Annotated in this window: 11 protein-coding genes and 1 tRNA gene; 9 read left to right on the top strand and 3 right to left on the bottom strand. The window is 50.6% G+C overall.

Features of this window, described 5'->3' with window-relative positions; translation table 11 throughout:
• The 4 genes from dsbC to lysS all read left to right on the top strand — a co-directional run bounded on the left by dsbC (position 1) and on the right by lysS (position 5,170).
• A complete protein-coding gene (gene dsbC, locus OGV74_RS07380) occupies positions 1 to 714 on the top strand; it encodes a bifunctional protein-disulfide isomerase/oxidoreductase DsbC (RefSeq protein ID WP_003825520.1) in 714 nt (237 codons plus the stop codon).
• Positions 715 to 719: 5 nt separating this feature from the next.
• Positions 720 to 2,453 (top strand): single-stranded-DNA-specific exonuclease RecJ, encoded by a 1,734-nt coding sequence (gene recJ, locus OGV74_RS07375; protein ID WP_016150943.1) that lies wholly within the window; start codon positions 720 to 722, stop codon positions 2,451 to 2,453.
• Positions 2,454 to 2,544: 91 nt separating this feature from the next.
• A protein-coding gene (prfB, locus tag OGV74_RS07370; protein WP_096878465.1) for a peptide chain release factor 2 occupies positions 2,545 to 3,643 on the top strand; the annotation gives its coding sequence in 2 pieces (ribosomal slippage) (positions 2,545 to 2,619 and positions 2,621 to 3,643; 1,098 coding nt in all).
• 9 nt (positions 3,644 to 3,652) lie between these two features.
• The gene (gene lysS, locus OGV74_RS07365; RefSeq protein WP_086504550.1) at positions 3,653 to 5,170 is read left to right on the top strand and encodes a lysine--tRNA ligase; all 1,518 of its coding nucleotides are present in this window, start codon (positions 3,653 to 3,655) and stop codon (positions 5,168 to 5,170) included.
• Between the two features lie 77 nt (positions 5,171 to 5,247).
• Here the strand turns inward: lysS and idi are convergent, their stop codons facing one another.
• Positions 5,248 to 5,802, bottom strand: a complete 555-nt coding sequence (idi, locus tag OGV74_RS07360) for an isopentenyl-diphosphate Delta-isomerase (protein WP_032948043.1) — start codon at positions 5,800 to 5,802, stop codon at positions 5,248 to 5,250.
• Positions 5,803 to 5,968: 166 nt separating this feature from the next.
• On the opposite strand from idi, the gene actS reads away from it, so the two are divergent.
• The 4 genes from actS (at position 5,969) to OGV74_RS07340 (ending at position 8,849) form a co-directional block, all read left to right on the top strand.
• Positions 5,969 to 6,727: an amidase activator ActS gene (actS, locus tag OGV74_RS07355; protein WP_003026902.1), complete on the top strand. Its 759-nt coding sequence runs from the start codon at positions 5,969 to 5,971 to the stop codon at positions 6,725 to 6,727.
• Between the two features lie 79 nt (positions 6,728 to 6,806).
• Positions 6,807 to 6,880: transfer RNA gene (locus OGV74_RS07350), tRNA-Gly, on the top strand.
• 525 nt (positions 6,881 to 7,405) lie between these two features.
• Positions 7,406 to 8,020 carry a hypothetical protein gene (locus OGV74_RS07345; protein WP_000240517.1) on the top strand — a complete coding sequence of 205 codons (615 nt, stop codon included), beginning with the start codon at positions 7,406 to 7,408 and terminating at the stop codon, positions 8,018 to 8,020.
• Positions 8,021 to 8,060: 40 nt separating this feature from the next.
• Positions 8,061 to 8,849 carry a hypothetical protein gene (locus OGV74_RS07340; RefSeq protein WP_000349207.1) on the top strand — a complete coding sequence of 263 codons (789 nt, stop codon included), beginning with the start codon at positions 8,061 to 8,063 and terminating at the stop codon, positions 8,847 to 8,849.
• 383 nt (positions 8,850 to 9,232) lie between these two features.
• Here the strand turns inward: OGV74_RS07340 and OGV74_RS07335 are convergent, their stop codons facing one another.
• Both OGV74_RS07335 and OGV74_RS07330 read right to left on the bottom strand, forming a co-directional pair.
• The gene (locus OGV74_RS07335; RefSeq protein WP_000257473.1) at positions 9,233 to 10,252 is read right to left on the bottom strand and encodes a major capsid protein; all 1,020 of its coding nucleotides are present in this window, start codon (positions 10,250 to 10,252) and stop codon (positions 9,233 to 9,235) included.
• 4 nt (positions 10,253 to 10,256) lie between these two features.
• Entirely contained in the window at positions 10,257 to 10,640 is a 384-nt protein-coding gene (locus OGV74_RS07330) for a hypothetical protein (RefSeq protein WP_000994589.1), read from the bottom strand.
• A 1,739-nt stretch (positions 10,641 to 12,379) separates the two neighbouring features.
• Between OGV74_RS07330 and OGV74_RS07325 the strand changes: the two genes are divergently transcribed.
• Complete coding sequence (locus OGV74_RS07325; RefSeq protein WP_032983047.1) at positions 12,380 to 12,823, top strand: hypothetical protein; 444 nt, start codon at positions 12,380 to 12,382, stop codon at positions 12,821 to 12,823.
• Positions 12,824 to 12,832 lie beyond the last annotated feature (9 nt).

Below are 12,832 nucleotides of genomic sequence, written 5' to 3'. Positions count from 1 at the left end.
ATGAAAAAACGTTTTATGATGTTCACCCTGCTGGCGACGGCGTTTTCCGGCATGGTACATGCAGACGACGCGGCAATTCGCCAGTCATTAGCAAAGCTGGGTGTGCAGAGCACCGAGATTCAACCTGCTCCGGTTGCGGGCATGAAAACCGTACTGACCAATAGCGGCGTGCTGTACGTAACTGAAGACGGTAAACATATTATTCAGGGACCGATGTATGACGTGAGCGGCGCAAGTCCGGTGAACGTCACCAACCAACTGCTGATGAAGCATCTGAACGCGCTGGAAAAAGAGATGATCATCTACAAAGCGCCGCAGGAAAAACACGTCATTACTGTTTTCACCGACATCACTTGTGGTTACTGCCACAAGCTGCATGAAGAGATGAAAGATTACAATGCGTTGGGGATCACCGTACGTTATCTGGCCTTCCCACGTCAGGGGCTGGACAGCCAGGCTGAGCAGGACATGAAGTCTATCTGGTGTGCTAAGGACAAAAACAAAGCCTTTGATGACGCGATGACTGGCAAGGGTGTAAAAGCGGCGACCTGTGATGTGGATATCGCTAACCACTATGCGCTGGGCGTACAGTTTGGCGTCAGCGGTACACCGGCGATTGTGCTGAGCAATGGCTATGTCGTACCTGGTTATCAGGGCCCGAAAGAGATGAAAGAATTCCTCGACGCACATGCAAAACAAACCAGCGGTAAATAATTCGCGTGAAACAACAGATACAACTTCGTCGGCGTGAGGCCGACGAGACCGCCGAGCTACCTGCCGACTTGCCGCCACTGCTGCGCCGTTTATACGCCAGCCGTGGTGTACGTAGCGCGCAGGAGCTTGAGCGTAGCGTGAAAGGCATGCTGCCGTGGCAACATTTGAACGGCGTCGAAAAAGCGGTTGAGATCCTCTACAACGCCTTTCGCGAAGGAACCCGAATCATCGTTGTCGGCGATTTTGACGCTGATGGTGCGACCAGCACGGCGCTAAGCATCCTGGCGATGCGTGCGTTGGGCTGCAGTAACGTTGACTACCTGGTGCCAAATCGTTTTGAAGACGGTTATGGTTTAAGCCCGGAAGTCGTTGATCAGGCCCATGCCCGGGGCGCTCAGCTGATTGTCACCGTAGACAACGGCATCTCGTCTCACGCGGGTGTCGAACATGCCAGAACGTTGGGGATCCCGGTCGTTGTGACCGATCACCACCTGCCAGGGGATACGCTGCCGGGCGCAGAGGCAATCATCAATCCTAATCTGCCCGACTGTGAGTTCCCGTCGAAATCGCTGGCAGGCGTTGGTGTAGCCTTCTATCTGATGCTGGCGCTGCGTACTTTCCTGCGTGACAAAGGCTGGTTTGATGAACGCGGCATTGCACCGCCGAACCTGGCAGATTTGCTCGATCTGGTTGCACTTGGCACGGTGGCGGACGTGGTCCCGCTGGATGCCAATAACCGTATTCTGACGTGGCAAGGCTTAAGCCGCATTCGTGCCGGAAAGTGCCGCCCTGGTATTAAAGCGCTGCTGGAGATTTCCAATCGCGACCCCCTAAAGCTGGCAGCCAGTGATTTAGGTTTTGCCCTCGGGCCACGGCTGAATGCGGCGGGCCGTCTGGACGATATGTCCGTTGGTGTGGCGCTGTTGCTGTGCGACAACATTGGCGAAGCGCGTGTGCTGGCCAATGAGCTGGATGCGCTCAACCAGACGCGCAAAGAGATCGAGCAGGGTATGCAGGCCGAAGCACTGACTTTGTGTGAAAAGCTGGAACGCAGTAGCGATACGCTACCGGGCGGCCTGGCAATGTATCATCCCGAGTGGCATCAGGGCGTTGTGGGGATTCTGGCATCGCGTATTAAAGAGCGATTCCATCGCCCAGTGATAGCGTTTGCCCCGGCAGGTGATGGTACTCTCAAAGGGTCCGGGCGTTCGATTCAGGGGCTGCACATGCGCGATGCGCTGGAGCGCCTGGACACCCTTTATCCGGGCATGATCCTCAAGTTTGGCGGTCACGCCATGGCGGCGGGTTTATCGCTTGAAGAGGCGCAGTTTGAGCGTTTCCAGCAGCGTTTTGGCGAGCTGGTAACCGAGTGGCTGGATCCTGCCTTACTGCAAGGTGAAGTGGTGTCGGATGGCCCACTGAGCGCGGCGGAGATGACCATGGAGATCGCACAAATGCTGCGCGATGCCGGACCGTGGGGGCAAATGTTCCCGGAACCGCTGTTTGACGGGCATTTCCGTTTGCTCCAGCAGCGTCTGGTCGGTGAGCGTCATCTGAAGGTGATGGTCGAGCCCGTGGGCGGTGGTCCGCTGCTGGACGGTATTGCGTTTAATGTCGATACCACCTGCTGGCCAGACAACGGCGTGCGCGAAGTTCAGCTTGCCTACAAACTGGATATTAACGAGTTTCGCGGCAACCGCAGCTTGCAGATTATAATCGACAATATCTGGCCACTTTAGCGTCACTAATCGCTATAAAAAAGGGCGTGGATTAGTTACAATCCCGCTCTTATCACCGCATTTTGACTAGTCCAATAAAAGAAATCAGACAATGTTTGAAATTAATCCGGTAAATAACCGCATTCAGGACCTCACGGAGCGCTCTGACGTTCTTAGGGGGTATCTTTGACTATGATGCCAAGAAAGAGCGTCTGGAAGAAGTAAACGCCGAGCTGGAACAGCCGGACGTGTGGAACGAACCCGAACGCGCTCAGGCGCTGGGCAAAGAGCGTTCCTCCCTTGAGGCCATCGTTGATACGCTCGATCAGATGAGCCAGGGCCTGGAAGATGTCTCCGGCCTGCTGGAACTGGCTGTAGAAGCCGACGACGAAGAAACCTTTAACGAAGCCGTAGCAGAACTCGATACGCTGGAAGATAAGCTGGCCCAGCTGGAATTCCGTCGTATGTTCTCCGGTGAATATGACAGCGCGGATTGCTATCTCGATATTCAGGCAGGTTCTGGCGGTACGGAAGCGCAGGACTGGGCAAGCATGCTGATGCGCATGTATCTGCGTTGGGCTGAAGCGCGCGGCTTTAAGACTGAAATCATTGAAGAGTCTGAAGGTGAAGTCGCGGGTATTAAGTCCGTGACCATCAGAATTGCTGGTGAATATGCGTACGGTTGGCTGCGTACTGAAACCGGCGTACACCGTCTGGTACGTAAGAGTCCGTTCGACTCCGGCGGACGTCGCCATACGTCGTTCAGTTCGGCGTTTGTTTATCCGGAAGTTGACGATGATATTGATATCGATATCAACCCGGCGGACCTGCGTATCGACGTTTACCGTGCCTCCGGTGCAGGTGGTCAGCACGTTAACCGTACGGAATCTGCGGTGCGTATTACCCACATCCCGACCGGGATTGTGACGCAGTGTCAGAACGACCGTTCCCAGCACAAGAACAAAGACCAGGCCATGAAGCAGATGAAAGCGAAGCTTTATGAACTGGAAATGCAGAAGAAGAATGCCGAGAAACAGGCGATGGAAGACACCAAGTCAGATATCGGCTGGGGTAGCCAGATTCGTTCTTATGTCCTTGATGACTCCCGCATCAAAGATCTGCGTACCGGGGTTGAAACCCGTAACACGCAGGCGGTGCTGGATGGCAGCCTGGATCAATTTATCGAAGCAAGTTTGAAAGCAGGGTTATGAGGAACCAACATGTCTGAACAACACGTACAGGGCGCTGACGCGGTAGCCGACCTTAACAATGAACTGAAAACGCGCCGTGAGAAGCTGGCGAGCCTGCGTGAGCAGGGGATCCCGTTCCCGAACGATTTCCGTCGCGATCATACCTCAGACCAACTGCATGCTGACTTCGACGCGAAAGAAAACGAAGAGCTGGAAGCGCTGAACATTGAGGTATCCGTTGCTGGCCGTATGATGACCCGTCGTATTATGGGTAAAGCATCATTCGTTACGCTGCAGGACGTTGGCGGCCGTATTCAGCTGTACGTTGCTCGCGATGACCTGCCGGAAGGCGTCTACAACGAGCAGTTCAAAAAATGGGATCTGGGCGATATCCTCGGCGCGAAAGGTAAGTTGTTCAAGACCAAGACCGGTGAGCTGTCTATCCACTGCACCGAACTGCGTCTGCTGACCAAAGCGCTGCGCCCGCTGCCGGACAAATTCCACGGTCTGCAGGATCAGGAAGCACGCTATCGTCAACGTTACCTGGATCTCATCTCTAACGATGAATCCCGCAATACCTTTAAAGTGCGTTCACAGATTATGGCTGGCATCCGTCAGTTCATGGTTGCTCGCGGCTTTATGGAAGTCGAAACCCCGATGATGCAGGTGATCCCAGGCGGTGCGGCAGCGCGTCCGTTTATCACCCATCATAACGCGCTGGATCTGGACATGTACCTGCGTATCGCGCCGGAACTTTACCTCAAGCGTCTGGTGGTTGGCGGCTTCGAACGCGTATTCGAAATTAACCGTAACTTCCGTAACGAAGGCATCTCTGTTCGCCATAACCCAGAGTTCACCATGATGGAACTCTACATGGCTTATGCGGACTACAAAGATCTCATCGAACTGACTGAATCTCTGTTCCGTACGTTGGCGCAGAACGTTCTGGGAACGACTGAAGTGCCTTACGGTGAAGAAGTCTTCGACTTCGGTAAGCCGTTTGAAAAACTGACCATGCGCGAAGCGATTCAGAAATACAGTCCGGAAACCAACATGGCCGATCTGGATAACTTCGACTCTGCAAAAGCGATTGCTGAATCTATCGGCATCAAAGTTGAGAAGAGCTGGGGTCTGGGCCGTATTGTGACCGAGATCTTTGAAGAAGTTGCAGAAGCGCACCTGATTCAACCAACCTTCATTACCGAGTATCCGGCAGAAGTTTCTCCGCTGGCGCGTCGTAATGACGAAAACCCGGAAATCACCGATCGCTTCGAATTCTTCATCGGCGGACGTGAGATCGGTAACGGCTTCAGCGAGCTGAACGATGCCGAAGATCAGGCGCAGCGTTTCCAGGATCAGGTTAACGCCAAAGATGCGGGTGATGACGAAGCGATGTTCTACGACGAAGACTACGTTACCGCTCTGGAACACGGTCTGCCGCCGACTGCGGGTCTGGGCATTGGTATCGACCGTATGGTTATGCTGTTCACCAACAGCCACACCATCCGCGACGTGATCCTGTTCCCGGCGATGCGCCCGGTTAAGTAAGATGTGAAATGCCGGATGGCGGCTGACGCCTTATCCGGCCTACGATTCGTAATGTAGGCCAGATAAACGTAGCGCCATCAGGCAATAATTTGTTGGCAGTAATTCTGCAACAGCGCACGCGCTTCTTTGTTTGCAACCTGCATTACCATCCACGGGCTGAAAGCCCACGGCGTCGCGTCAATCCCGCTTAAGACATCCTCAAGATTGCTCCACTGGCAATCCATCACTTCATCTGGGTTTAGCTGTAGCTCACTGACGATATGTGCGGCATAAACCGGACATACTTCGTTTTCAACTATTCCACTCGGGTCCGTGGCGCGATAACGAAAATCAGCGTATACGGGGGTGAGCAAGTTGATATCTGCACCCAGTTCGAAGCGAGCCCGGCGGACAATAGCAGCTTCGTTGGTTTCACCTAACTGCGGGTGACCGCAGACAGAGTTGGTCCAGACACCTGGCCAGGCTTTTTTGTGCAGCGAGCGGCGGGTGACCAGCAGTTGGCCCTGCTCGTTAAATATCCAGCACGAGAAAGCGGAGTGCAGGGGGGTTGTGGCGGTATGCGCCGCATACTTTTCCAGCGTTCCGCAGGGTTGGTCCTGCTCATTCAATAAAATGACATGTTCCTGTCGCATAGCGTCCACCATCAATCTTAAGCACTCACATTATATGCTTAATTAAGTCAGAGTGATTAACAGAGGGTGTGAAATGCCAGAGCTGCCGGTTCGTTGCGCGATATGATTTGGCATCCGGTTTCTGGCTGCTATGATAAAGCGTCTGAAAATGTTGCGAGGTATTGTTTTGAGTGCAGGACGCCTGAAGAAAAATGGCCTGGGTATCGTGATGCTGCTGTGTGTCGGTCTGCTGTTAGCGGGCTGTTCCGGGAGCAAGTCGTCTGATACAGGAAGTTATTCCGGCTCCGTGTATACCGTGAAGCGGGGAGATACGCTATACCGTATTTCGCGCGCCACCGGTACCAGCGTGAAAGAGATCGCTCGCCTGAATAATATTTCACCGCCCTATACCATTGAAGTGGGGCAAAAGCTGAAGGTCAGCGGCGGCGCGAAAACCAGTTCTGGATCTGGCAAAACAACCAAGAAATCCTCAACCAAAACGGCGGCGGTCAGACCATCTTCTTCTGTGCCGCAGTCGTCCTGGCCACCAGTAGGGCAACGTTGCTGGCAGTGGCCTGCCAGCGGTAAGGTGATCCTGCCTTATTCTACGGCGGACGGCGGCAATAAGGGCATTGATATCTCGGCTGCGCGCGGTACGCCGATTTATGCGGCCGGAGCAGGGAAGGTGGTTTATGTCGGTAATCAGCTGCGGGGCTACGGTAATCTCATCATGATTAAGCACAGTGAGGACTACATCACTGCGTATGCGCATAATGACACCATGCTGGTGAACAACGGTCAAAACGTGAAGGCCGGGCAGAAGATAGCGACGATGGGCAGCTCGGATGCGACGACAGTGCGCCTGCATTTCCAAATCCGCTACCGGGCAACGGCTATCGATCCGCTGCGTTATTTACCGCCGCAGGGGAGTAAGCCAAAATGCTGACGGTGAATTAATCGCCAGTCAGTCGGTTAGTCCCTTGCCAAGAAGAGCGTAAGGTTTATAATCCCTTACGCACTTCAATGCGGGCGTAGTTCAATGGTAGAACGAGAGCTTCCCAAGCTCTATACGAGGGTTCGATTCCCTTCGCCCGCTCCAGTCTCCTGATAAATCAAGAAGTTACGATTTATCAGTTAGTTACGTTGCCCCGCTAAAGCAGGTACAACTTAAACTACCCATTGTTCTACGCCCGCACCTGTCGCGTGATTGGTCTGTGGTACAAGGGAGCATATCATCACGCTGGCGGTGGTTCCACGTTCTTACCGCGACAGCACAACAACGAACAAAAAGCCGCATACCTGGCACAACTCCCAAACAGATTGATCACACGCATTTAAGCCCGATGTGTGGCCCTATAAGCCACGTAAACAGGTGAATAGTGGTAATGCCCCGGTAGCTACAGATCCGGCTCTGCCAGCGCTTCGCTCACGCTCCTAACGGTACACGAGCACCCTGATAAGGTGTGATCCCTCTGACAATCTGATGCAGTCGCCTAACGGCTTCACTTGTCTCCTTACCACTAACGGGGCTTTATGGATGCTATTGTCTGTGACCTAGTTAGTTGTAAAATCATAAAAAATTTCATGTGATGTTAAGCACCTGTATGGATCAAAGGACGGCACTATGGTTAAAAATTACGAGGAAGAATCATTTAAAGTTATCAGTCGATTCATTGCATTACACTTAACCCCAGAAAGATTAATGAAGATCGGGGCTTTTGTTGTTTGTTATGGTCAGTTTGAAACAACTTTGGAGCGTGCCTTATGGACTCTGAGAGAGATTGATGTAAAAGGAGTTAGGCCCTTTACCGAAAAATTGCCATCTGATAAATGGTTCGAGTATTTGGGAAATGGTAATGATAAACTTAGCAATGAATGTAATACAGTCTTAAATCTTGCTTCTCTCGCTGCTATTGATTTGGCTGATTATAGGAATAGTTTGGTTCATGGATATTTATTACCGCTGGGTGATAAGCCTTCATTCATGAGAAATCCAAGATGGCATGGTGAACTTAGGAATAAAAGAACAGGCGATGCCTATATCGAAGAGCCACTCCTAGATCTTGCTATTATTTCTGGATGGACATTATTTAGGGTTGTTAGTCTAACAGAAAAAATTTTTGAGGATGAATCGGCAGAACCCTCAATAGTTATGTTAGAAAACGAAGTAAGAGAGGCACGAAGCTGTACAAATGAGTTACGCCATCTCAGAAGTTTAATGAATGAAGAGAAATATTAGTCAAAATCTTGAATTTCAATTATGAGATATAGGAGGTTTTATGGATGGTGTTTGTAAGTTATGTCTTGAAGCAAAAGAACTTCAGGAATCACACAGTATCCCTAGAAGTTTCTTTAACAAAGCAAAAGGAAACGGCGGTCAAGTTATCTCTATGCAAAAAGGAAGGGAACCAAGAAGAGAAAATTTAGATCCTAAAGAACCAATGCTATGTTTTGAATGCGAACAATTTCTTAGTGGTCAATACGAGTCTTATGGGATCAGATTGCTAAGAAACCCTCACAACATTAGAAAGAACTCTGATCACATTATTATTAGCAACTTCGATTACAAGCGCTTTTATCTATTTCTATTATCCATACTATGGAGAGCCTCTAATGCTATGGACCTGCATTATTCTTCGGTGGTAGGGAATCCTGATTTTGGAGAGATGATGAGGCACTGCATTAAAAATAACATTGTTAGGTTTAATAATAAGAGTCAGGTTAAAATTGATAATTTTATCAAGATTAGAGTGCTACGGATTGTTGATAGCACTGGCAATATTCCTGATCATGTCATCAAATCGGTCCTCACGAACTTTGCTTTTGGTGAGATTGAAAGTATCAATGGGATTGGATGGTATTTTATAGCTGAAGGTTTTATCTTTCACTATGTATTTTATCCTGGTGAAAATTACTATGATGCCCGCACTACAAGATTGAACTCACAGCTTACATCTGGAAGTCATCAGAAAATACAAAAAGTAGAGGTATCTAAAGATAGAATGTTGTCAGAAATGTTTAATTATATGATCGAATGTTCGAAAGGCTATCATCAACAAAGACAATAATGATTTTTGTTCTTTTGCCTCTCCATGAAAGGAATTGTTTTCCCCTTTATATAACCTTTACGCCACAGGCCCCAACCAATAAAAAAGGCTAGCCCATAAAGGCTAGCCCGTTGAATTTTTATTACTTCCCAATAATCTGCCGGAGTTTCTTTTTCTCCAACATAATTTTTAACGCTCGCTCAAAGCCGTACTGTTTTTCATAGCGGCATAGAGACACCTGATCGATCCCCAACTTACGCCAGGGCTGAACGGTTGATCACGTCGGCATTGGTTGAGGTGTACACCTCTCCCAAGGCTGGAATGTTAAGGCTAATCTTCACTACTCACCTCAAATGGTAAAAAGCCCCAGCAATGCCAGGGCTTAAAGTCTGTTACTTGCTGCCTTACTTCAACTTAACGTTGAGCAGGTAGGACGGACGCAGTACCAGAGGAATATGACTTGATTCCTGATGGATGGTTACCATGTTGTAACGGTCAACCATCACTTTCTGGTAGTACGGGCTGATCACGCCTTTAGCGGCAATATCCTGATTACGGGAAGCCGGGCCGCGCACCAGTTTGAACGGGTTACGATCAGCACTGGAGAACTTAGGAACGAACAGGCCGGAACCCTCTTCAATCTCGTAGCGGTCATCGTCCGCCAGAATGAAAGTAATGTTGCCAATGCTGAAGCTGTCATAGCCCGCAGTGTTAACCGGGATCAGCGCACCACGTGCCGCCTCTGCCACCTTGTTAGTGATCAGGCTGGTTACTTCAGGGTGACCCGCTAAAGCGTCATACAGATCCGGGGATGCGAAACAGAAGAATCGCTCCAGATAGGCACGGGATGCGCCGTACTCTTTCACCAGTTGGCGGCGAATCTTCGAAAGCTGGGCATACACATTAGCCCCGGCTGAGGCGTCAAGCTCAAAATCTAGCGGGGCGGTATCAAACACCACGTTGAAATCGACGTCGCCGTCATTGGTCTTTGCCGCTTTCGCTTTCTGTTGGAACAGGGCGCGGGCTAAAGTCGCTTCCACAGTCTCCAGGTGGTGATCACGCATACGCACGGATTTAGCGGCAATGACGGACGCAACCGCCTGAGCCTGATCCGGGTTAGCCGGGCTTACCAAGGATTGCCAATCTTCGGTTTTCACATCGGATTCTGTTGCGTAGTGTGGGATCTCCTGATCACGGAGGATGGTTTTATCCATCTTGATGCTGTTTACTTCGGTGCCGTAGCGGGAGACCTGCTCAAGCTCTGCAACAGCGCTTTCCACAATATCCACAACCTGAGCGCGTGGGGTAGTGGAGTTAACACCAGTGAAGATACCCAGATCAGAGATCAGGTGATTACCAGCGGGAACGGACTTGATAGCCGCTACCGTGTCGAGACGTTCAAAACTTTTGAAATCCACAGCCATGTGATTACTCTCCTTGAGATTTACGGAAATCAGAATTAACAGCCAGGCGAATCTCACCCGATGCGGTCAGCGCTTCTAATGCGGCTTTCTTGGATGCCTCATCTTTGGCTTTCAGATTGAAATCCGTGATCACTACGTGGCGATCCACAATGACCAGCGTTTTGGGCTTGCCGTCGGCGTCCATGTTGGACAGGTTAATGATCGGCTTGCCAGCGTCAGCGGCGGATGAGTCATACAGGGCAAAAGTTTTGCTGTCCAGGATGTCGCCACAATCGACGTGATCGGGGAGACCATCCGGGGCGGTTACTTCGGTGCGGTCAAAAAGTGAGCTAGCATAGCTCACGATGATGTCGCCCTGGGTCACAGGGTAACGAGGAGTAGCATTCATTGAATTTTCCTTGAGGAGTGGAGAAGCGCACAGGGGCGCAGTGATACCCGGCGTTGCACCGGAGAATCCGGGAGTTGGGGAGACTCCAGATCGGATATTAGAGATACAGGAGAGAGGCAGCGAATAGGATCAGAGGTCCATCATGGACCCCATCACCAGCCCCGATCCCACACCTCTGTGGAGGGAAAGGGTAAACCCTTTTTGTGTGGATACTTGCCGCCCCTGGCGGCGTCACGCCAATAGCGCCAACCTTTTGGCAAATACCCACAAAAAAAAGAACCCGGGAAGATTACCGGGTGGACTTAATAAGAGGAGATTTATCGCTTGAGTTTTCCTGTGGCGACTCATCGACAAGACACCAGAGGAAAACGGCGTGAACTGAAACACGCCGGAAACCGTAAACGGTTAATCATCCACACGGTTACCACGCCGTTGGATTGTGCCCTTTCGGGGAGGCTTTTGAGATAAGGAGATCTCGCGTGATATCTTGAGAGGAACATCACACTGTGAACCCTGGCAAGTGGAGTTGTTCAAGGCTCACAGGGTGAGGAACCAGAGCGGAGGAGAAGCCGCCCGGCTCACTCGTACAGATCTTGATTGCTCGGCTAAGCACACGTTGCGACTCTGTACACAGCGTGACGCGATGAGTTGCAAAACGGCGGGTTTCCAGATCCCGAGTAGACATGCTCACTACATAACGCTATGTCTATATTTTACAATAATTTATGCAAAATTGCAACAAAATGATCAGGTATATGTTGACTTATACGTCGTGATGTGTATCAGATGAATTTGTGGGGGGTGATTACGGTGGGTTTGTGGGTGGTCTGACTCAGGGGGGGCTATGTGTCTTTTGGGACACACTAGACAATAATAGATATATAAGACCTCGCTCCGCTCGCCCGTCCGGGCTACGGTCTTATTAATCTTATAATTTAATCGTTCAATAATTAATCGCTCAGGCTCTTAATTATTTCTCTCTTAAATTCTAGCCTCTTAAAACCTTTCGCTACGCTCACCCGTCCGGGTCCAGGTTTTAGGCCGGGGCCTGTTTCCCACATGTGGAGTCGAGCCTGTTGGCTCATCTCCCGGTGTAAAGAAATCAGACGCCACGACAAACCGGGGAATCTTCAGAGGTGTAAAGAAATCAGACAGCAGGTGACATCTGGTGTAAAGAATCCCGACACCGTGGTGTAAAGAAATCAGACACAATAAGACTATAGATAAACCTACCCACACCAGATAAAACTAGAACCCCCAGGACCAGGGCAAGACCTTAAAGAGATTGTGAGTATTAATTGATTGTTAATTAAGCAAGACTCTTTAGGTAAGGAACATCCGTTCCTGATCTTGGGACAGGCTACGCCCAACGGGTTAGCCTCCTTTGGGCAATGCAGAACCAGAACCGCAACACGGTTTCTGTTTCTGCCTTTGGGAAACCGTGACACCTGGCAGCGGGGTGGGGTGCCCGGCGCGGAGTGATACCCACGGACGCCACAGGGCAATACCTAACGCGCTGTATGGCGTTATCTCCTCTCAGGTGACCCTACCACCACAGGGTGGCCCTCAGAACCGCTTACAGCTCGTTATACGCATGATTTGATAAATCAACCCAGCCGCAAATAATCCATTGTCAATCTATTGAAATTATGATAAAATAATCAACGTGATGCGGGGTTGTAATTGAGTGCAATTTCCCAATTTAATGATAAATGTTCTGCCCGGAGATTGCAAGCCCTATGAGTAAAATCGATTACAGCGACGTTGACACCCTTATCTGGCGTGTCGATCAGCGTCTTACTTCCCGTAAATCCCTGATTGAGTTACGGAGCCGTTTTAAGAAGCTGAACAAGACCGCAGAGGTCGAGGCTATCACCGAAGCCCTGAACCGTACCGAACAGCCAGCCTATGGAATCATGCGACAGAATGAACGCCTGATCGATAAGCTGGAGGTCATGGACGCCTCGCAGGCTTTAGAGTTGAAAGCCGCCGTGAACATGTACACCGAAAAGAACCGCACCACTCATGCAAACCTTCAGGTCTCCGTTGTTCTGGCCTACCAGGGGATGTTCGAGGCTCGCGGTGTGCCGATGGACTATGACGAAACAATGTCTTTCATCCTCCTGAATGCCGCCGAACAGTTCGAGCGCCTAACGGGTGGCCTCCCGATCTTGGTCGATTAATCCAATTCC

Origin of the sequence: Citrobacter sp. Cf116, assembly GCF_030336505.1 — a bacterium.
Lineage (GTDB): Bacteria > Pseudomonadota > Gammaproteobacteria > Enterobacterales > Enterobacteriaceae > Citrobacter > Citrobacter freundii.
The sequence above is the reverse complement of the archived record's forward strand: the minus strand, read 5'-3'. Positions and strand labels throughout refer to the sequence as shown.